Consider the following 19,875-nt stretch of genomic DNA (forward strand, 5'->3'; position numbering starts at 1 on the left):
CGATGCTAGTGGCCACAGTGTTATAGGTCGCGAGTGCTACTGGTCGCGATGCTGCGCCACATGGACTGCCGCTTGCGTCCGCCGTTCAAAACCCAACTTCGCCAGCAGGGATGAAACATAGTTTTTGACAGTCTTTTCGGCAAGGAGCATCCGCTCACCGATCTGGCGGTTCGTCAGGCCCTCGCCGATAAACTCCAACACCCTGCGCTCCTGGTTGGTCAACACCGCGATCCGTGGGTCTACCCGCTCCGGCTCGGCGAGGCCCTGAACGATTCTGGCCTTCAGGTCTGCATCGAACAGCGATTCTCCCCTGGCGGCGCGGCGAAGGGCCCCGATCAGGTCGGAACCAGCTATCTCCTTGAGGACGTAGCCTGCGGCCCCGGCGAGGACTGCCCCGCGGAGTGCCTGCTCGTCGTCGTAGCTTGTCAGGATCAGGCAATTGATAGTTTCATCGACCGAATGCACGTCGCGGCACACCTCTATCCCGGTACCGTCCGGCAACCGGGCATCAAGAATTGCCACATCGGGACGCAGCGCCGGAATCCGACGTGCCGCTTCAGCGGCAGAACCGGACATACCCACGACGACGAACCCTTCGCTTTCGAGAAGGTCCTCCAAGCCACGGCGCACCAACTCGTGGTCGTCAAGGATGAACACCCGGATCCCGTCGTTCGACAATTCAACGCCGTGTTCGGATGCTGTTGAGGCGTTCATCGTGATCCCTTCTGCACCGGCCAGGGTGCAAACCCGGGGCGGGGTGCTGTGCCTGCGCCTGAATCATTCTTTAGGAACTGCGGGGCCGCCACAAGGGTCCAACGGCCCAAACCGGCTGCCATAGTGGACCGGGGAGTTTCCGGCCGTGACCTTTGGCCCTACTAACCGGAGCGCCGCAGCATGACTCTGGAGGTGACTCGGTGCACGGCAGGGGGTGCGGGGCCACGTTGTTGCTGCGGCGGAAGGACTCCCATGAAAGCCCGATCAATCACCATGCTCATTGTCGGCATCCTGTTTTCCATGATGGGTGTGGGATTGCTGTTCGGCGGCATAGCAGCGTCGTGGGTCAACGCGCTCCAGAACGACGGTGGATACCTCACCTCTCCGAGGGAGGTGTTTGCGGTGGATTCCACAGCTATCGTCTCCGCGCGGGCAGATGGAATACGGGGCGACTCATACCCGGGACCGCTGCCCTTTGACGTAGGCAGCATCAGGATAACGGCGGAGTCAGGCAGCCCGGGGAAGGACATTTTTGTCGGCATCGCCCCCCGGAAGGACGTTGACCGCTACCTTTCAGGAGCCAACTACTCCGAACTGCAGGAAGTGCAGTTCCGGCCATTCCGTACGGAGTACCGGGAGGTGCAGGGAACAACCCAACCGTCGGCTCCAGCGGACCAGACATTCTGGGTGGCTTCGGCGGTAGGCGGCGGACAAAGGAACCTGGACTGGAAGATAGCTGCCGGGGACTGGTCCGTGGTGGTCATGAACGCCGATGCCAGCCCCGGAGTATCAACGGATCTGCAGGCAGGCTTCCGGTCAGAGCTGTTCGGTCCGATAGCTGCCGGACTGCTTGCTGCGGGAGCCATATTGCTGGTAATCGGTGTGCCGCTCCTGATCTTCGGCGCACACGGGCTGGGGCGCCACGCAGCGCAGCCGGCCGCTCCCGGGGCAGGGGCTTATCCCGGGCCGGCGCCCTATGGAGCCCCTCAAGGCCCCCCAAACCAGGTCATGGGCGGCCAAGCCATGGGCAATCAGTTCACCGGTAACCAGCTCGCAGACGTCCAGGCTGCTGCCGACATGAGGCCCTATCCGGCGCGGCTTCGCGGCGAACTGGACCCGGTGCTGTCCAGATGGATGTGGCTGGTGAAATGGTTCCTGGCCATCCCGCACTTTGTTGTGCTGTTCTTTCTTTGGTTCGCGTTTGTTGTGGTCACCATCATTGCCTGGTTCGCCATCCTGTTTACCGCCCGCTTCCCACGTTCCCTTTTCAATTTCAACGTGGGAGTCCTGCGCTGGAGCTGGCGCGTGTCCTTCTATGCCTACTCTGCGTTGGGAACAGACAGGTATCCGCCATTCACACTGGCCAGGACGGACTATCCCGCAGATTTTGACGTCGAATATCCGGAGCGGCTGTCCCGCGGACTTGTGCTGGTCAAGAGCTGGCTCCTTGCGCTGCCACACCTGATCATCATTGGCGCGCTGACAAGCGCAAGCACCGTCCGTTGGAACGACCCCCGGAACCCTGGCATCAGGTACGAGACGGCAACAGGAGTCTCTTTGTTTGGTTTCCTGGTTTTTGTTGCGGCTGTGATCCTGCTGTTCAGCGGCCGTTACCAGCGGCCCCTGTTCGACCTGGTCATGGGCTTCAACCGCTGGATCTACCGGGTCATCACCTACGTTGCCCTCATGCGCGACGAATACCCCCCGTTCCGCCTCGACCAAGGTGCCAGGGATATCGGCGAGCGGGGCCCGGTTCCGCTGAGTGGCCCGGTCCCGCCGAATGGCCCAGTCCCGCGAATCAGTCCGTTGCCTTCGGGAAGCCCAGTGCCCCCCGGAAGCCCGGTTCCCCCGGGAAGCCCCCTGCCGCCGTCGGACCCTACAATGCCCGCTTAAGGCTCCGCCGCAGCAGGAGTGCTCCGACTGCCAGCAACGCCATGGCCATGGCGGCAAGAATCCCCAGCTGGGGGAGGATGTCAGCCAGACTGCCGTCGTGGCGCTGAACGATGGCGAAGGCGTCATAGGCCCAACGGTGCGGGGTGACGCGGGAAACCGCCTGGAGCGTGTCCGAGAAGAACTCCGGCGGCACCATGGAACCGCCCAGGCCTGCCAGCACTAAGCCCAGGCCCACACCCACGCCGGAAGCGGCGGCGTCGTTGTCGAGGACTGAGCCGATCACCATGGCGGCCGCTGCGGCCACTGCGGCAAAGACGGCCAGGATCAGGCCGGCAAGCAGCGGGTTGCCCCAGTCCACGCCGAAGAGCAGAGCCGTACCGAGCATGATGTAGCCGCCTTGGACCACAGCTATCCCGAAGCGTCCCAAAGCCTGACCGGCGATGGCCTGCCAGCTGGTGACCGGCGCGGCCATGACACGGGCGATGACGCCGAGCCGGCGGGACTGGATCAGTGTTGCCGCGCCTGTCAGGGAGCTAAGGAAAACAAACAGGAGCAATTGCTGGGCCGCGCCGAGGTCAAACTGGCCCAAGCCCCTGAACTGTTGCGCCACATTGTTCGTATCCACGATCTCCATGCCGGGAAGCTGCACGGACTTCTTCGCCTGCTCGAGTGCGGCGTGTGCCTCGCCGGCGTCCATGCCGGCGTCCGAAAGCGCCGCAAGCTGCTTCCGTTCGGTGCTGACTGCCTGCACTGAGGCGCGCACGGACTGCAGGGCGGCCTGGGCACCCGACTGTGAAGACATGACCACGTCGAGCTGCGCCGGTGCGCCGGCGTTGAAAGCTGCCGCCGCGGTGTCGCTGATGAAAACCCCGACGTCGGTCCGTCCCCGGCTCAGCTCGGCCCGCACCGTTTCAGGGCCGCCGAAGGTGACCCGGATCCCGTCCAGCTCCAACTGTTCGGCGACTTTTCGCTCAAGTTCAGTGCCTGCCCCGCCGGCCATTGATACATGGGCCCGTCCACTGTTCGCGCCAAACTGCGAGCCGAGCACCAGAATCAGCAGCAAGGGAAAGATGAAGACAAAGAAGATGTTGGATTTGTCCCGCAGGAAGCGCCGGATTTCGACGCCGGCAATAGCAAGGATGCTGCTCATGTCCTTGCCCCCCGGTCCGGAACCAGCCGGGAGACCAGGGTGCACACTGCGGCGAATCCCAGCATGACGGCCAGCGGCGCTGCCACGTCCGCGGGTCCGCCGCCGCCCGCAGAGATGCCAAGGCCCCGGATGAAAGCACCTACCGGGTTGAAATCCATGAGGGCCGCAACGAAACCGGACGCTTGAATGGGAAAAAATGCGCCACCGGCGATCCCCAGGACCATGGCCACGATCGATTGGGCAACGTTGGCCTGCTCCGCGCTGCGCACCAGGCGGGCGACGATAAAGGTCAGGCTGGTAGCCGCTGCCGCGACACTCGTCACCAGGAGTCCCACCACCAGCGGGGAGCCGAAGGAGACGCCAAACAACAGGGAGCCAACCGTCAGCAGGACTGTGGTGGCCACGATCCCCAGAATGAAGCCCACCAGGGCTTTGGCGGTGATGATGGAACCTGGCCCCACCGGAGACGATTTCAGGCGGGCCAAAGTGCCTTGTTCCCGTTCTGCCAACAGCCCCAGCACTCCGAAGCCCACGGTAAAGAGGAGGAACAAACCGCTTTGACCTGCCACCAGGCTGCCCTTCAGGGAGAGCTGTTCAGCAGCTGCCTGGCCTTCGGCCATGGTCACGGTAGGTGCTCCGGCAGCAGTCTGCCGGCCAAGTGCTGCGATGACTTGGGGCGGGAGCCCGGCGCTTTCGCCAGCCATCGCAGTAACGGCGCCAGCTCCGAACTGGCCCAGGAGGCCGTCCACGACCGACACCAGGACGTTGGTTTCGATCCCTTGCCGGCCGCCCTCCACCACCTGCACGGACACACCCTGGCCTGAGGTGACCGCGGCAGTGAAGCCGGCCGGGATGACCAGGCCCAGGTCCGCGCCACTGTTCCGCGTCTCCTGCCGGACCTCCGCGGTGGGGACACGTCGCACCGTCACGTCCATAACCTCGAGCGAGCCGAGCGCGTCAAGCATTGCAGCGCCAAGTGGCCCCGCATCGTCACTGCTGGCCACTACAGTGGCTGGTTTGAGGTCGACACTCTGCTGGCCGAGGCCCCCGAAGGCGAGGTTCAGGACTCCCATCAGGGAAAGCGGCACCAGCAGGGAAAAGATGAACACCGACTTATCGCGAACGCGCTGCCTGAGGTCATTTCCGACCATGGCCCAGATTTCGCGCATGTCAATCCCTCAGGGCTTTGCCGGTGAGGTGCAGAAAAACGGACTCTAGATCCGGCCGGGCGATCTCCACTCCGGTCAAGGCCATTCCAGCGTTTCCCGCCCCGGTCACGATGGCCGGCAGGAGGCTTGGCCCGTCCCTGACGGTAAGGATCAAGCCTGTCCCGGCGCCGTCCACCTGCTGCACACCGGGCAGGCTCCGCAACGCTGCCGCGGCCGCCCCGGTGTTACCGCTGCCGCGAAGATCGATGCGGTCCACGCCGCCGGTGAGCCTGACCAGCTCGTCCCTGGTCCCTTCCGCCTGGACCCGGCCCTCGTCAAGGATGGCGATGCGGTTGCACAACCGTTCTGCCTCCTCCATATAGTGCGTGGTGTAGAGCACGGCCATGCCTTCCGCGGCCAGCCCCTCCACCGCCTCCAGAATGGAGTTCCGGGACTGCGGATCCACTCCAACGGTCGGTTCGTCGAGAATCAGCAGCGTGGGACGGTGCAGAAGGCCGATTCCGATGTTCAGCCGGCGCTTCATTCCCCCGGAAAATTTCTTGGTCTGTTCGCCGGCACGGTCGGCCAGCCCGATGAGTTCAAGCACCTCCGCCGTCCTGGTGCCCAGTTCTTTGCCGCGCAGCCCCTGGAGGCGCCCGAAGAACCGGAGGTTCTCCTTTGCGGAGAGGTCCGGATAGATGGCGAGTTCCTGGGGGACCAGGCCGATGTGTCCCTTGGGGCCGGTCAACGACGGGGCCATCGCCTGACCCGCCACCGAGACGGACCCGGCGTCGGCCGGAATCAGCCCGGCCACCATCGAGATAATCGTGGTTTTGCCTGCACCGTTAGGCCCAAGCAGTCCGTAGGTTTCTCCGGCGGCGATATGAAAGGAAACCTCATCGACTACCGTTCGTTCGCCATAGTGTTTTACCAGGCCGTTGACTGCCAGGACGTCCTCGGTGCGGGTCTTCATGAACAGCTCGGCTCCGGTCATGCGTTTGCTCTTTCCGAAATGACATTGTCAGGGGCGTGGGCCACGCTAGCATGCCGAGGCTCCCGGAAGGTTACAGCTGTCAGTATCGTCAAAGGCCCTGGAATCCCGGGGCAGCCGGAGCCGTAGGTCGGAAGGCCCCTAGCTGCGGATTCCGGACACGCCTTATGGTCGTATCCATGAGCCCAACACGCCTCAAGACTGCGGTGGTGCGTTTCCCCGTGGTGGCTGCCACCGTAGGAATCGGTGCAGCAGTCACAGGGTTGCTGGCACTGGGGGAGGACCCTGCGGCCCGGTGGACAGCCAGCGCCTACGCCGTCCTCATCGCCGTCATCCGGTCCGGCTCGATGCTCAAAGCGTTGCTCGGCGGCCGGTGGGGTATCGACGTGCTGGCGGTCACGGCCATCGGCGCGACGGTGGCGGTTGGGGAATACGTCGCGGCCCTGATCATTGTGCTTATGCTTGCCGGGGGTGAAGCGCTGGAAGACATTGCGCAGGGAAGGGCAACCCGCGAGCTGAGATCCCTGCTGGAGCGCTCTCCCCAGACCGCCCACCGGGAAGTGAACGGCGGTTCGCCCGAAGACATCCCCGTCGAAGAAGTCACGCCGGGTGATCTGCTCCTGATCAAGCCGTCGGAGGTGGTTCCCGTGGACGGTGTGCTTGTCTCCGAGGCGGGCACTTTCGATGAATCCATGCTGACCGGGGAGAGCCTGCCGGTGGAACACCTGGAAGGCGACACACTGCTCAGCGGATCGGTTAGCGGCGATAACGCCGTGATCATGGCAGCAACGTCCACGGCGGAGGACTCGCAGTACAGCCAGATCGTGGCACTGGTCCAGGAGGCAGCCTCGAGCCGGCCGCCAGTGGTCCGGCTCGCCGACAGGTACGCCGTCCCCTTCACCATTCTGGCCTTTGTCCTGGCCGGCCTGGGCTGGTATTTCAGCCAGGACCCGGGACGGTTTGCCCAGGTCCTGGTGGTGGCCACCCCGTGTCCGCTGCTCATTGCAGCCCCGGTGGCGTTCCTTGCCGGCACCAGTCGGGCGGCGCATTCAGGCATCATCATCAAAAACGGCGGTACCCTCGAACAGCTTGCCCGGGTGCAGACGGCAGTGTTCGATAAAACCGGCACGCTCACCCACGGCCGGCCCACACTGCACGGCATTAGTATGCCGGGGTCAGCCGCTGGGCTGATCAGCGAAGACAGGTTGCTGCAGCTTGCCGCTTCGGCGGAGCAGTACTCTTCCCACGTGCTGGCAGCATCGGTCATGGACGCAGCCCGGCACCGCGGGCTTGATCTTCTGCCGGGAAATGACGCGAACGAACACGCCACTCAGGGAGTCACGGCGACGTGCGGCAGCCACCACGTGGTGGTGGGTAAGCCTGATTTCGTCCGGTCCGTCACTTCCGGCTTCGAAGAGGCGGACGTGACCGGCGGTCAACTGGCGGTCTATGTGGGTGTTGACGGACGCTTCGGGGGAGCGCTGGTCATGAGCGATCCGCTGCGGGGTAATGCAGTAGGCACCCTGGCCCACTTGGGGCGGTTGGGCGTAGGGGAGACCCTGCTGCTTACCGGCGACACCCTGCCCACGGCAGAAAGGATCGCCGCCCAATCCGGGATTTCCCGGGTCCAGGCAGGCTGCCTGCCTGGTGACAAAGTCTCCATCGTGGCCGCACTGCGGAAACGCCCGGTCATGATGGTGGGCGACGGCGTCAACGACGCCCCGGTGCTGGCGGCCGCAGAGGTCGGTGTCGCGATGGGCGCCAAAGGATCGACCGCGGCGAGTGAGTCGGCGGACGTAGTGATCATGCTCGACGATTTATCCAGAGCGGCGCTGGCCGTTGACATCGGCCAGCGCACCATGCGGATAGCACTGGCGAGCATTTGGACCGGCATCCTGCTCAGCGTCGGCCTGATGGTGGCGGCCGTCTTCGGTTACATTCCCGCTGTTGCGGGCGCACTCCTCCAGGAACTGGTGGACTTGGCCACCATCCTTAACGCGCTCCGTGCCCTCCGCGGCGGCGGGAAGGGAAGCACGACGGCGGTGGGAGGCACTCCAGCCAGCGTCGGCGCCGTGAGGTGAGCGCCGGCGTCGTGCGCTGCTCCGTTCCTCCCCGCACGTGAGTGCCGCTTGGCTCAGTGCCGCCCCGCGTCCAGCGGCGGCCACCAGCGCGATGGCGGAGTGATCACGAAGCGCCGGCCGGTGACCTCTGAGGGCGTGACCCGCACCAGATGGTCCTTGCTTCCGGATTGCCACGGGGAGAGCCCGGCGTCCGCGGCCTCCTGGAAGTCCTCCTGCGAGTCCACAACCGCAGCCGTGCCCTTGACGATGACGCTCCAGGCGATGGTGCCGTAGGTGTTGAGGCCGTCGGCTTCCAACGCGATGGAACCGCCGCCCAGCACGGCATCCAGCTTGGTTCCTGATCCGGTGCGGAATATCACCGTGCCGTTATCGGGAACGTAGTTTACGGGGAAGATTTCCGGCTCCCCATCACGCACCAGGGCAACCCGGCAGACCGAGGCTGACCGGAGGTACTTCCAGCAGTCATGTACGTTGAGGACTTCCGTCTGGGATCCTGAAGTGTCGCTTAGCATGCTCGCAGGCTACTACGTCCGGCGCTATATGCGGTGGATTGGGGTGATGACCGTGGGGCACGGAAGCTGCGTCAGGACTGCGTGCGCCGTGGAACCGAGGAGCAGCCGTTTGAAACCGCCCCTGCCCCGGCTTCCAACCACCAGCAACTGGGCACCCGCTGCGGCTTTGACCAGCGCCTCAGCCGGTTCCCGCTTGGTATCCAGGACCTTGTGGACTACCAGGTCCGGGTAGTCCTCGCGGAGGCCGGAGACTGTTTCGGACAGCACCATCTGTTCCTCGTCCTCAATGCGCTGGGTCAGCGACTCGGTGAGCGCTCCACTGTCGACCCATTTGTCCGGTTCCCAGATGGCATAAACCACCGTTAGCTCCTGGCCTTCCCGGTCCGCCTCGGCGGCAGCGAACGCAACGGCCTGCGTGGCTTCCTCCGAGCCGTCCACGCCGACCACCACACCCTGCCCGCCATCAGCGTCCGTGACTCCAATGACCGCGACCGGACACTTGGCTGCAGCGGCCACCTGCAGGGCCCGGTCCGTCAGCGAACCACCCAAATGCGGGGCGCCTGAACCGACCACCAGCATCGACACCTGGGTGGAGTACTTCCGCAGCGAGCCGGAGACGCCTCCCTCCAGCACTTTGGTGGTCACCTCAACCGGAATCTTGTCCCGCACGCGCCCGGCCGCCGTTTCCACCAGCGTTTCACCCCTTTTCACCAGCTCCCCGGTCCACGGGACGGGCTCCGCTACCCACCGGTCGTCAACAACGTACAGAATGACCAGCGGCAGGTCGGCACTGGCAGCCCGGCGGGCAGCCCACTCCACGGCGGCCCGGCTTTGCGGTGAGTCATTGGTGGCGACGGCGATCGGTTGGGACGTTCTCACGGCTGGTCTTCCTTTGTTCTCTTGTCGGGGCTGTGAACAACCAGGACGGGGCAGTGTGCATGGGCAACACAGGCTGAGCTGACAGAGCCCAGCAGCAGGCCGCCGAATCCTCCATGGCCGCGCCTGCCAACAACGATCATGTCCGCGTGGCGGCTGGCGTCGATGAGGGAGTCCCTGGGGTGGCCCCGGACAACCCGCGGGATGACGTTGGGCGGAATGTCGTCGCCGAAGGCCTGTTCCAGGGCGTCGTTGAGGACGACCATGACGCGTTCTTCAAAGCGGTCTATGCCCATGGCCACGTACCCCGCGTAGACCTGCGGATCATCCCAGTAGGCCGTGGCCAGTACTTTAGCCCCCACTGGCGCGGCCAACCGCTGGGCCTGCCGAAGCGCCTCCACGGATGCCTCCGATCCGTCCACCCCCACCACAAACATGGCACCCTCCGACGCCGGCTCCGCCATAACGCATCCCTTCTGTGGACTCTTGCTGCTCTCCAGCCTGCGGCTCAGGGCAATGGACGTGTAGGGTCGAAAGTCACCTAGAAACTGGAGGAACTGCCTGAGCCTGAGAAGCTTCCCCCGCTGCTCCCGTAGCCGGTGGTACCGCCGCCGCCCCTGGCAGAGCTGACGCTGCCGACGCCGGTGTTCAGGCCGGAGTTGAAGGCCGGGACCGAGAAGAAATAGTAGGAAGGGTAGACGGTGCCGAGGATGCTGGGTTCGTAGCTCTGCCGGTGATGGCGGTCGGTGCCTGCCTGCGCATCCGCCATGCCCCTGCGCATGAGTTTGGCTTCCCGTTCGGTCTTGGCGAAGCCCGCGATCACCGTTTCAGTGTGCTGCTTCAGCAGGTCGGACAAGCGGCTGCGGGCGTCACGAAGGTGGTCGAGCGCTTTTTCCGGTGTGATGGTCCCGTCTGTGAGTTGGGCGGTCCACCGTTCGATTTCCTCCAGGCTCTGGTCGCGGAAGAACCGCAGGGACGCGGCGGTGGCAGAGTCGCCTTGCCCGTGACGCTTGCTCAGGAGCTGCTCCAGCCCGGCGAGGTCGCTGCGGAAGGGCGCCAGCTGGCGGTCCCAAGCCGTTGCCCAGGTGCTCAACCGGTTCAACAGCGCGTTGCTGTCGGCAATGACGTCGTCCAGGGCATCCAGTTCGGCCGCCGCGTCCGCATACTCCCGGACCAGCTTGAGGTTTGGCCTGCGGCCCAACGCCCTCGGTGTGAGGGCGTGCACCCTGTTCGAAAGCCCGGTGGCGGCGTTGTAGCGGTTCAGGAAGCTGCGGTGCTTCTCCAGGACACTGCTGCCGTACGAAGAGGACTCGGGGATGGTGCCCGCATTAAGTTCGGTGACGTCCAGGTCAGTGGTTACATTGGCGTAGCTTCGGTCTCCCCTCGCAAGCTCCTTGCGGCTGCCGGCCCTGGTTACGGCCCGCACTATCAGCAACGCGGCAGCCCCCGCCGCAGCCAGCGAACCCGTCACCCACGCTGCGATCACGAAGGCGGCCGACTGGTACCACGGTTGATTGATGAGTTCGGCGCCCCGCCGGACTCCCGCGATGGTGCCGTCCGTCCACTGGGCGTCGCGCAGGAGGTCTTTCGCCGCGTTTTGGATGTCATCGCGTTGTCCCAGCGAAACCTTGCGGTCCTCGCCCATGTAGGTGCCCACATGCCGGCCCACGGGATCGAGCGCAAAGATGAAGAGACCGTCGGCCCATTTCTGACCGTCCGGGCTGATCCAGTCCGGGTGTTCCGCGCGGGCGAACCTGAGGACCTCTTCGTTCAGGTTGTCCGCGGCGCTCCCGTTGTAGGTGTAGACAGCCACCTTGGTGGGCTCATGGAATTCGATGGCAGTGATGGCCGGGATGAGGGTGTTGCGGTCGAGCACACCGGCCCTGTCCTCAATAACGACGCTGGTGGGAGTGGCGGCGAGTGCCGCCGCGCTGCCGCCCAGCAGCAGGGCAAACACCAGCAGCAGCAACTTGAAGATCTTAGGCATCAGAGAACCGGCCAGACTACTTTTGTCTGCCATTTCAAGGGATCGGGTTCGGTCTGTGGTCCGTTCAGGTAGAACTCCCACATGGCGTCTGACGGGTTTTTTCCAGCCTCCCTGATGCGGTCCTGAACCGCCGAGTATGTCTTGCCCAGAGTGTCGTAGGGGCCTGTGTGGATGGCCTCAAACGCGTCGGTTTCAGGAAGTGTGCCGGTGACTACGGTTCCGGTGTCCGCGAGGCCGCCCGCGATCGGAAAGCCGGCTTCCACGTCGACCGTTTCCGTAGGCATCCCCCGATACAGGGCGAACGGCGGTCCGGCGAGTTGGACGTTCTGCCTCTGTGCTTCCGCTATCACAGCCCCGAAGGCCCGGCTGAAGAATTCAGTGAGGGCAGCCATCGCCACGGTTTCGCGCACGACGGCGGTTGGTTGCGCGGCGCAATGGACCTGGGCGGGCTCCTCGGCACGGGCAGGATGCTTCGCGTTCTGCCACAGCCCCACCACATTTCCTTCGCTGTCGCGGAAGTATGCGTTCCAGCCGGAGCCGCGGACCTCCATCCTGCCCCGCACCGTCTCACCGCCCAGGCCGTGTATCTGTTCCAGCGCCGCGTCGATATCCTCGACCTCGATGGTGACCACCGGCGCGAGGAGCATGTCTCGGCGGCGGAAAATCCCGCCATTGATGGCTCCGGACCGGGCGGGCATGCCTTGGTGGTTCACCGGCGTGGTCATGGCCAGGCTGTATTCCATTTCCGGCAGCACCTGGAAGGTCCAGCCGAACACTGATTCGTAAAACTTCCGCGCCCGCTCTTCATTGTCCGCGGGGATTTCGAAATGTACCACTCCACTCATGGCACTCACCTCTCTGTAGCAACGGGAGACTGTGGCAGTCTTGGTGCTTCCAACGGTATGACGTCGATCCGCGCTGGCCGGCCGTTCGAAGGGCTAATCACCAGCAGTATGTGCGCGGCGGTGACACCGGCCAGAGCGGTGACCACTCGCTCGATCAGCCCGTCTTCCGATGTGGGGACGGCTCCGGCCGGGAACGTCTCACCGCCTGCGTCCGACCGCTTCCACACGGAGACTTTGGCGCCGGTCGCGGCAGCAATGGCCTCGGATAACGGCTTCGAAGGGGAAGCCGTCACCAGGATGACCTGATCAACGGTGCGGGCGTTCGTCCCTGCGGCGGCAGCCAGCAGGGCGTGCCCGCGACGCCACTGGGCAAAGTGATAACCGGCAACCAAACCTGCCGACACCAGGAGACCCAGTGGCGCCCGGATGCGTTCCAGAAGGCCGGCTCCGGCGGTGTTTCCCAAAAGGAACTCGAAGAGCCGGTACCCAATCACGAGGAGGGCCACCAGTGCCACCACGGCGCTGAGGCCGAAGAACACTACGAGGTAAACCCGCCTGCCTGGCGGAATCGCGTCCGCGGTTTGTGGCTGCCTTGTTGGCCGCCAAGCCCGCCACCAGACGGGACCGCCCACCACAAGGGAACTTATGCCGCCGAGCAGCAGGCTTCGGGTGCCGCCGCCGGCGATCGGTGTTACCGMCATGGCAAGCGAAGCATTGATGACCACGCCAATGCCGGTTGCGGCAGCTGCCAAGGCAACCCCCGACGTTACCAGCCGGCTCGCACGCCTGGTGCCCACGGAACGCTGGGCTCCGCTGACGCGGTGAAAACGCCAAATCAGAAGGCCGACCGCGGCAGCGGCGAGAGCCGGGCCCAGCGGGGCCAGCAACTCGCTCATGGGGGCAGACCGGTCGAATACTGTCCGCAGGAGCACAAAAACCACGACGCCGGCGCCGCCGAGCGCCGTCATGCCCGCGGCGAAAATCCCCACCCCAACGAGTGCCACGTCCACCAGGGCGGTGCCCATTTTTCGCCCGCCGCCCCTGAACCAGTGCCACCACCACACGACGCTTCCGCCAATTGTCCAAACCACGGCCCTCAGAATGGGCTGCCACCACCCCTCCGCCTCCGGGGTCAGGCCCATGTGCCCGCGGATCGCCACATCAAGCAAGCTGCCCAGGGCGTTGATGGCGGCGAACCCGCCTGCCAGCAGCCCGAAGACCGTCCCCGTCACGGCCGGGACGTCCTCAAGGGCTTCCGGTTGTTTGAGCGGGTGCCGCCACATCCAGCGATGCCAGATCCAGATGCCTGCCCAGACGATCCCCGTCGACAAAGGCGCATACCACAGTGGTTCCTGGCTGCCGATGAAGGAGGCCGCCGTTCCCAGAAGGGCGGTCACGGCCGAGATCAGGGAGACCGCGTAGACGGCAGACACGTACAGGCCCCACCCCGCTGAGCCGCGCTCGGCGGGGTCGTTGAGCCTCCTCCAAACAAGCCACCACAGGAGGGCGGCGAGCGGCCCTCCGATCAGGGTGAAGGCCAGGGACCGGGCCACGCCGGCCACATCACCGGATGCCATCACCGCGCCCGCGCTGAACAAGAGTTCCAACAGTCCGCTTAGCCCCACTGCGGTGATGACCACCAGGGCGAACAACAGAAGGTAAAGGATCAGGCGGCGGAGCGTGGCCTGCGCTGAACCCGCCCGCGAACGTGGTGTTAAGGCCGTGGCGTTCACGGCTTGGACAATCCCGTGCACGACACGAGCTGGTACGGTGCCTGCTCGATCAGCCAGCTGCCACCGGTCTTAACCAGGGCGAAACGATCCTCCGTCTCGTACTCCGACGGTCCGAACGGGCCGCCCCCGCCTGAACTGACCAGCGAGACCCGCACCAGGGCCGAGTCGCCGCGCTCTGTTGTGGAGATCAGGACCACCCGGACGGGACGTGGCCCGCTTTCGTAGTAGCCGCGGCACCCGGATCTGGCAGCATCGGTGAGGTAGGAGCTGGCTGTGGCCGTATCGCCGTCGACGACCGCTGTGCTGTACCGCTGGACCACTCCCTGGGGCGTGGACGCATCCAGGGGCTCCGGCCCGCCGCGGGTAAAAACGACGGCCAGCGCCACGACCACCAGCAGCGCAATCGCAGACAGGATGGCGATGAGAATTCGGTCGGGTTTGCCACCCGCACCCTTTGACAGTCTCACGTGATGTTTGCCCGACGCGGGGCAAGGAGTCCCAGTAGGACCTGACGCAGGGACCTACTCATGGCTCCTCCTCCGGAGACGACACCCGAACGGTGCTTAGTTTTCCATCAGGCCACCGCGACACGGTAGGGGCGAACGTCCCGCAGGCCACAACTGGTCATGGGCCTTTCGACGCTAGGTCGACGCCCGTCCCGCGTGTGAGCATGGGTTCATGACGTACCTGCGTGAGCGCCTTGAGTTGCTGTTTTTCGTTTCCGCCGCTGTTCTGCTGGCGGGCGGCGGCGCGGCCTGGCTGCTGGGCTGGTACCCGGCGGCAGGGCTGGTCTGGGCGACAGGGACAGTTCTCGGTCTGGTGTTCGCCTTTGCCTGGGTGGCGGGCGCGCTCAGGCGCCGGCAGGCCAGCGTGGACATCATCGCGGTGCTGGCACTGGGCGGCGCCCTGTGGGTTAACGAGCCGTTCGCCGGGGCAATGATCACGGTTATGCTCGCCACCGGCAGGCTTCTGGAGGCACGGGCGCAGGCCCGGGCCCGGCGGGAGCTGAGCTTGCTCGTGGAGCGTGCGCCCCGCACGGCCCGCCGGCGGATTCAAGGCGGCGTGGAATCGGTTCCCGTTGAGGCACTCGCGGCAGGTGACCTGATTGTGGTTGGCACCGGCGAAGTACTGGCCGTGGATGGACGGCTCCTGTCGGCCGGGATCCTCGATGAGTCCGCACTGACTGGCGAATCGCTGCCCGTGGAAAGAGTTGTCGGCGAAGACGTCCGCAGCGGCGTGGTGAACGCCGGTGCGCCCATCGACGTGATGGCGACCGCAGCCGCAGCGGACTCGACCTATGCGGGCGTGGTGCGCCTGGTGGAGCAGGCCCAGGCGGCTTCAGCTCCGTTCGTACGCACCGCGGACCGGTTCGCTGTCTTCTTTGTCCCGCTGACCCTGGTTTTGGCAGGGGCGGCCTGGGCGCTCAGTTCAGACCCGGTGCGGGCCGTGGCGGTCCTTGTCGTCGCGACACCGTGCCCGCTTCTACTGGCGGCCCCGATCGCGATCATGTCCGGACTATCGCGCGCCGCGAGCATAGGCGTCGTGATCAAAGGCGGCGGCGCCCTCGAACGGCTGGCCGCAGGCAGGGTGGCCCTCTTTGACAAAACAGGCACCCTGACCCGGGGGCAGCCCACCCTCGCTGATACCGTCACGGCCGCCGATACTGTCGACGCCGACGAGATCCTGCGGCTGGCTGCCTCCCTGGACCAGGTCTCGCCGCATGTCCTGGCCAGTGCGATCGTGACCGCGGCCACCCGCCGGGACCTTGGGCTTGAAATGCCCGAAGACGTCCGCGAGGAACACGGCTACGGACTCCGGGGAACGGTGGGACTCCACGACGTCAGGCTCGGCAAGGCGGCCTGGATCGCCCCCGGTTCGGAACAGGGCTGGGTGCGGCAGGTGCGCCGGCGCGCTGACCTCGACGGATCATTGACAGTGTTCATCGCCGTCGACGGAGAGCCCTGCGGAGCGTTCCTGCTGGAGGATCCGGTCAGGCCCGACGCCCCGCGAATGATCCGGGCCCTGCGCGGTGCGGGCATCAGCAGGGTTGTCCTGGTGACAGGTGACCGGGAGGACATTGCGCACACAGTGGGCAGGGTGGTCGGAGTTGACTCCGTCCGGGCCGACTGTGACCCTGGTGAGAAACTCCAGGTGATCACGGATGAGTCCGCCGGTGCCGCGACGATCATGGTCGGCGACGGTGTGAACGACGCCCCCGCTCTCGCCGCCGCCGGGGTGGGCGTGGCCCTGGCAGCACGAGGCGCCACAGCCTCGTCGGAGGCTGCCGACGTGGTGCTGACCGTGGACCGCATCGACGCGCTTGCCGACGCCATTCTCATCGCCCGCCGCTCCATGGGTATCGGCATGCAGGCCGTACTTGTGGGCATGGGCCTATCGCTCGCCGCGATGGTCGCTGCAGCCGCCGGGTTCCTCGCTCCAGCAGCCGGAGCCGTCCTGCAGGAGGCCATCGACGTCCTGGCGATAGGTATCGCCCTGCGCGCAGTGATCCCCGGCAAATCCCACACCATCAATATGGCACCGGCCGACATCGCCACCGCACGCCGGCTGAAATCCCAGCACGACGCCGTGAGCGCCGTCGTCGAGCAAATACGCGCCGTCGCAGACACCCTCACCACCCGGGACCCCGACCTGGCCCCGGCACGGATCCTGCTTCACCGCCTCGAGACCGAACTGCTGCCGCACGAACGCGCCGACGAGGAGCTTTTGGTACCGCTGGTGGCCCGAGCTCTCGGCGGGTCGAATGCGACAGCCGACATGAGCCGCACCCACGCCGAAATCGAACACCTCATCAGCCGGCTCCACCGCCTGTTGAACGGACTCGAAAAAGATGCCCGGCCCGAAGACATCATCGAGCTCCGCCGCCTGCTTTACGGCCTCTACGCCATCCTCAGACTGCACAACGCCCTCGAAGAGGAAGGTGCCTTCAGCCTGGTGCCGGATGACCGGCCCCCGAAGACCCCGAGCACACGGCACTAGGCAAACCGCGGAAAGCGAACGGTTAGCTGCTTCGCGGGCTTTGGGGCAGTTCGCCGGGCCCCCCGGGCGGGGGTTCGATGGTGACGGTGCCGGCGTCGCCATCCACAGTGATCCGTTGGCCGCTGGTAATCCGCTGGGTGGCCACTCCGGTGCCGAGGACGGCAGGGATACCGTACTCCCGGGCCACGATGGAACTGTGGCTCAACGGGCCGCCAACATCGGTAACCACGGCGGAAGCCATCGCGAACAGCGATGTCCATGCGGGGGTGGTGATGCGGGCGACCACGACGTCGCCTGGAGACATCAGCGCGAAGTCCTGGGGCCCGTGCAGGACGCGGGCCGGAGCACTGACCCGGCCGGAGCTCGCACCGGCGCCTTTGATGACGTTGCCGACCTGGTGCTGCGGGCCGGCCGGCATCATGGATCCGAAGGCCCGTTCCATCCACCGGCTCTCCGGGAGCAGTTGCGGTGCGGCAGCTTTGGCCTGGCCCCGCCACAGCATCCTGCGCTCCTCGACCGCGGCGGCGCGGACCGGCCGGGCTGCTCCGGTAATGGCCACGGCGCGTGTTGCGCCCGGTGCGGCAAGGCCGAACTGGACGGCGCTGTGCAACTCGTGGAAGCGCAGCCAGAACACGTCTGCTGGTTGCGTGAGTACAGCGGAACCCACCAGCCGATGCCCGAGTTCGAGCAGCATCCGGCGCAGCAGCGGCCAAGCAAGCCCGACGTCGGCCAAGGCGTCCTCACGGATCGGCCCGGTGCTCTGGGCCCAGTGGAGCAGGCGGAGGAACGCGGCGCGGCGGCGCGGTCCAAGCCGGGCGGCCACGCGGCTGGTTTGCTCCTCCCGGCGGTCGGCCGAGAGCCGCTGCCGGTCGTACGGGTTGTTGCCCTGCCCACGCAGGTAAAACTTCACCGTCTCCAGCAGCGTCGTGGGGTCATCGGCCGGCACGGGGCTGGCGAAGTCCAGGTTGTAGACAGCGTGGCCGAACCGGTCCAGATGGTCCTGGAAGCGGTGGTGCCATTGCTGCCAGGAGACAGCGTCCACGCCGGCAGGCGGGGTATCCGTCCGCTGGGACTCGGCCAACGCCGTCGTCGATTCATGGAGGATGACCGATGCCAGTCCGGGAAGTCCACTGGCCCAGGCTGCGAGATCGTACAGTGACTTCTCTGCCCGGATGGGTTCGCTGTCGTAGCCGAGCAGGAACGTCTGGGCCGGGGGATCGCCGTCACGCCGGACAAATTTGTCGTAAAACCCCCGGAAGGCGATTTCGCTGGTGGCGGCGAGCGGAATAATCGACTGCACGGCCGTGTAGTACACGGTGCCGGCATCCAGCAGTACCTGCACACCTTCGAGCAGTTCCTCACCGGAGAGCTCCCTTACGGGCTTCCCGGACCAATCTTTGATCACGCCTTCGTAACGGGGATGCGAAAATTCCCGCCAGCCGTCCACTCCCATGTGCGCCTGGCCGCGGACCAGCGCGCGTGCCGCAGTCAGCGACCTGCCCATGACTCGCCACATTCCCGAGGTGCGGTAGTAGTAGTAGGCGTAGCCATTGACGGTGGGCAACCCCACATCGTCCTCGCGGACCACGTTCTTGCCGATGGCCTCGGACATCAAAGCCCTCAGCGACTTGGACACCGAGCCATCGATGAGGTCGGCGAACAGCGGCGAGAGCGGGTCGGGCATCTGTTCCACGATGCTGGCCCTGAAGTAGAGACCTTTCGGGTAGGGCACGGGCCAGGTGTCCGGGATATCAGCTGCCGGTTCAGGCAGCGCCGTAATGGGGCGGGATTGCAGGATCACGAATCCGTTATGGTCCCGCGCCCACTCGATGTCCTGCGGTTCGCCGAAATGCTCCGTAATCCGCGTTCCATAGCGGGCCAGTTCCGCCGCGGCCTGGTCACCAAGAACGGGCAGACGACGGCGTGCCGCAGGTACCGGCTGCTCCTTGGTGCCATGCTCCCCATAGACGGTCATGACTTCCTTGTCGGCTGTCCGTCGCGACAGCACACGGCCCGTTCCGGCGTCGACCACGACGTCATCCGTGGTGACCGTTCCGCTGACTACGGACTCGCCCAGGCCCCACGCGGCACTTATCACCATCTGGTCGCGGCGCCCGTTGGCAGGATTGGCGGTGAACATCACGCCGGCGGCTTCCGCCTCCACCATCTGCTGGACCACCACCGCGAGGCGGACCGAGTCCGGTGCGATGCTTTCGCGGGCACGGTAAGACATGGCACGCGCGGTCCACAGGGAAGCCCAGCAATCGATCACCGCCGCGTGCAGCGCCTCGGCCCCTGCGACATTCAGGTAAGTTTCCTGTTGCCCGGCGAAGCTGGCCGAGGCGAGGTCCTCTGCGGTGGCGGAGGACCGCACCGCAACGGCCGCGTTCCCGTCGCCGAGGCGGCCGTAGGCAGCGCCCAGTTCTGCTGCGACGGCGGAGGGCATGGTGCCGCGGGTGAACAGCGCACAAATCCGAGCGGAAGCATCCTCGTAGTCCTGTGGCGAGGCCTGCGGTGACAGTGTGGCCAGTGCACGGATGTCCGCCCCGAAGTGATTAGCGCCGACAAAATCCGCATAACCCGCCGTGTTGAGGACAAAACCTTGGGGAACAGGCAACCCTGCCTGGATGAGGCCGCCCAATCCCACGGCCTTGCCGCCGGCGAGGGCGATGTCGTCTCGACCCACATCACCCAAACTGTTGACGTACGTCATGGTGACCGCTCGATGCCTGGGTGCCTCCCAGAATCAAATCCGGAAGAGGCATCTGCTTTTGCCGGATCCAGCCGAAGTGCCAGTCGCGGGCCGCCATCCGGGTGATTCAGTGCAAGGCCCATGACCTTGCCGTCCTCACGTACACCATCTAACTGGGGGACCTGTCGATCCACGGCAATATCCTTTGAGAGCAGGGTCGTCCTCCAAAGATAGGCCGGAATTGGCTATCGCAACA

Annotated in this window: 15 protein-coding genes; 3 read left to right on the forward strand and 12 right to left on the reverse strand. The window is 65.5% G+C overall.

Translation table 11 applies throughout. The features are described 5' to 3' along the window. Positions 1–36 precede the first annotated feature (36 nt). On the reverse strand, positions 37–714 hold the full coding sequence (locus AC1DIM_RS02295) for a response regulator (RefSeq protein ID WP_477708875.1): 678 nt from the start codon (positions 712–714) through the stop codon (positions 37–39). 252 nt (positions 715–966) lie between these two features. Here AC1DIM_RS02295 and AC1DIM_RS02300 point away from each other — a divergent pair, with 252 nt between their 5' ends. Next, a complete protein-coding gene (locus AC1DIM_RS02300) occupies positions 967–2,607 on the forward strand; it encodes a DUF4389 domain-containing protein (RefSeq protein WP_477708876.1) in 1,641 nt (546 codons plus the stop codon). Here AC1DIM_RS02300 and AC1DIM_RS02305 read toward each other — a convergent pair. The 3 genes from AC1DIM_RS02305 to AC1DIM_RS02315 are packed head-to-tail and all read right to left on the reverse strand — an operon-like array spanning position 2,591 to position 5,899. Next, positions 2,591–3,757, reverse strand: a complete 1,167-nt coding sequence (locus AC1DIM_RS02305; protein WP_477708877.1) for an ABC transporter permease — start codon at positions 3,755–3,757, stop codon at positions 2,591–2,593. The genes AC1DIM_RS02300 and AC1DIM_RS02305 overlap by 17 nt on opposite strands. Next, the gene (locus tag AC1DIM_RS02310; RefSeq protein ID WP_477708878.1) at positions 3,754–4,926 is read right to left on the reverse strand and encodes an ABC transporter permease; all 1,173 of its coding nucleotides are present in this window, start codon (positions 4,924–4,926) and stop codon (positions 3,754–3,756) included. Before AC1DIM_RS02310 ends, AC1DIM_RS02305 begins: the two co-directional genes overlap by 4 nt. 1 nt (position 4,927) lies before the next feature. Continuing rightward, positions 4,928–5,899, reverse strand: a complete 972-nt coding sequence (locus tag AC1DIM_RS02315) for an ABC transporter ATP-binding protein (protein ID WP_477708879.1) — start codon at positions 5,897–5,899, stop codon at positions 4,928–4,930. A 176-nt stretch (positions 5,900–6,075) separates the two neighbouring features. Between AC1DIM_RS02315 and AC1DIM_RS02320 the strand changes: the two genes are divergently transcribed. After that, positions 6,076–7,977 (forward strand): heavy metal translocating P-type ATPase, encoded by a 1,902-nt coding sequence (locus tag AC1DIM_RS02320; RefSeq protein WP_477708880.1) that lies wholly within the window; start codon positions 6,076–6,078, stop codon positions 7,975–7,977. Between the two features lie 53 nt (positions 7,978–8,030). Here AC1DIM_RS02320 and AC1DIM_RS02325 read toward each other — a convergent pair whose 3' ends face one another. The 7 genes from AC1DIM_RS02325 to AC1DIM_RS02355 all read right to left on the reverse strand — a co-directional run bounded on the left by AC1DIM_RS02325 (position 8,031) and on the right by AC1DIM_RS02355 (position 14,397). Beyond that, positions 8,031–8,489, reverse strand: coding sequence for a pyridoxamine 5'-phosphate oxidase family protein (locus AC1DIM_RS02325; protein ID WP_477708881.1), 459 nt, complete (start codon positions 8,487–8,489; stop codon positions 8,031–8,033). A 24-nt stretch (positions 8,490–8,513) separates the two neighbouring features. Further along, entirely contained in the window at positions 8,514–9,368 is an 855-nt protein-coding gene (locus AC1DIM_RS02330; protein WP_477708882.1) for a universal stress protein, read from the reverse strand. Then, a complete protein-coding gene (locus AC1DIM_RS02335; protein ID WP_477708883.1) occupies positions 9,365–9,829 on the reverse strand; it encodes a universal stress protein in 465 nt (154 codons plus the stop codon). The genes AC1DIM_RS02330 and AC1DIM_RS02335 overlap by 4 nt, the downstream gene beginning before the upstream one ends. 77 nt (positions 9,830–9,906) lie before the next feature. After that, on the reverse strand, positions 9,907–11,352 hold the full coding sequence (locus AC1DIM_RS02340) for a DUF5129 domain-containing protein (RefSeq protein ID WP_477708884.1): 1,446 nt from the start codon (positions 11,350–11,352) through the stop codon (positions 9,907–9,909). Next, positions 11,352–12,197: a VOC family protein gene (locus AC1DIM_RS02345; RefSeq protein ID WP_477708885.1), complete on the reverse strand. Its 846-nt coding sequence runs from the start codon at positions 12,195–12,197 to the stop codon at positions 11,352–11,354. Before AC1DIM_RS02345 ends, AC1DIM_RS02340 begins: the two co-directional genes overlap by 1 nt. Positions 12,198–12,202: 5 nt before the next feature. Continuing rightward, a complete protein-coding gene (locus AC1DIM_RS02350; protein ID WP_477708886.1) occupies positions 12,203–13,930 on the reverse strand; it encodes a DUF5671 domain-containing protein in 1,728 nt (575 codons plus the stop codon). Further along, positions 13,927–14,397 (reverse strand): LpqB family beta-propeller domain-containing protein, encoded by a 471-nt coding sequence (locus tag AC1DIM_RS02355; RefSeq protein ID WP_477708887.1) that lies wholly within the window; start codon positions 14,395–14,397, stop codon positions 13,927–13,929. The genes AC1DIM_RS02350 and AC1DIM_RS02355 overlap by 4 nt, the downstream gene beginning before the upstream one ends. Before the next feature lie 211 nt (positions 14,398–14,608). On the opposite strand from AC1DIM_RS02355, the gene AC1DIM_RS02360 reads away from it, so the two are divergent. Next, entirely contained in the window at positions 14,609–16,927 is a 2,319-nt protein-coding gene (locus tag AC1DIM_RS02360; RefSeq protein WP_477708888.1) for a heavy metal translocating P-type ATPase, read from the forward strand. Positions 16,928–16,949: 22 nt separating this feature from the next. Here AC1DIM_RS02360 and AC1DIM_RS02365 read toward each other — a convergent pair whose 3' ends face one another. Continuing rightward, positions 16,950–19,640 (reverse strand): PEP/pyruvate-binding domain-containing protein, encoded by a 2,691-nt coding sequence (locus AC1DIM_RS02365; RefSeq protein WP_477708889.1) that lies wholly within the window; start codon positions 19,638–19,640, stop codon positions 16,950–16,952. Between the last annotated feature and the right edge of the window lie 235 nt (positions 19,641–19,875).

The organism is Pseudarthrobacter sp. 01T43, from assembly GCF_056398665.1.

Bases quoted from the DNA above. Each gene is read 5' to 3' on its own strand.
- AC1DIM_RS02305 (WP_477708877.1), bottom strand. From the start codon at position 3,757: ATGAGCAGCATCCTTGCTATTGCCGGCGTCGAAATCCGGCGCTTCCTG.
- AC1DIM_RS02300 (WP_477708876.1), top strand. From the start codon at position 967: ATGAAAGCCCGATCAATCACCATGCTCATTGTCGGCATCCTGTTTTCC.
- AC1DIM_RS02295 (WP_477708875.1), bottom strand. From the start codon at position 714: ATGAACGCCTCAACAGCATCCGAACACGGCGTTGAATTGTCGAACGAC.
- AC1DIM_RS02340 (WP_477708884.1), bottom strand. From the start codon at position 11,352: ATGCCTAAGATCTTCAAGTTGCTGCTGCTGGTGTTTGCCCTGCTGCTG.
- AC1DIM_RS02315 (WP_477708879.1), bottom strand. From the start codon at position 5,899: ATGACCGGAGCCGAGCTGTTCATGAAGACCCGCACCGAGGACGTCCTG.
- AC1DIM_RS02335 (WP_477708883.1), bottom strand. From the start codon at position 9,829: ATGGCGGAGCCGGCGTCGGAGGGTGCCATGTTTGTGGTGGGGGTGGAC.
- AC1DIM_RS02365 (WP_477708889.1), bottom strand. From the start codon at position 19,640: ATGACGTACGTCAACAGTTTGGGTGATGTGGGTCGAGACGACATCGCC.
- AC1DIM_RS02310 (WP_477708878.1), bottom strand. From the start codon at position 4,926: ATGCGCGAAATCTGGGCCATGGTCGGAAATGACCTCAGGCAGCGCGTT.
- AC1DIM_RS02325 (WP_477708881.1), bottom strand. From the start codon at position 8,489: ATGCTAAGCGACACTTCAGGATCCCAGACGGAAGTCCTCAACGTACAT.
- AC1DIM_RS02320 (WP_477708880.1), top strand. From the start codon at position 6,076: ATGAGCCCAACACGCCTCAAGACTGCGGTGGTGCGTTTCCCCGTGGTG.
- AC1DIM_RS02360 (WP_477708888.1), top strand. From the start codon at position 14,609: ATGACGTACCTGCGTGAGCGCCTTGAGTTGCTGTTTTTCGTTTCCGCC.
- AC1DIM_RS02345 (WP_477708885.1), bottom strand. From the start codon at position 12,197: ATGAGTGGAGTGGTACATTTCGAAATCCCCGCGGACAATGAAGAGCGG.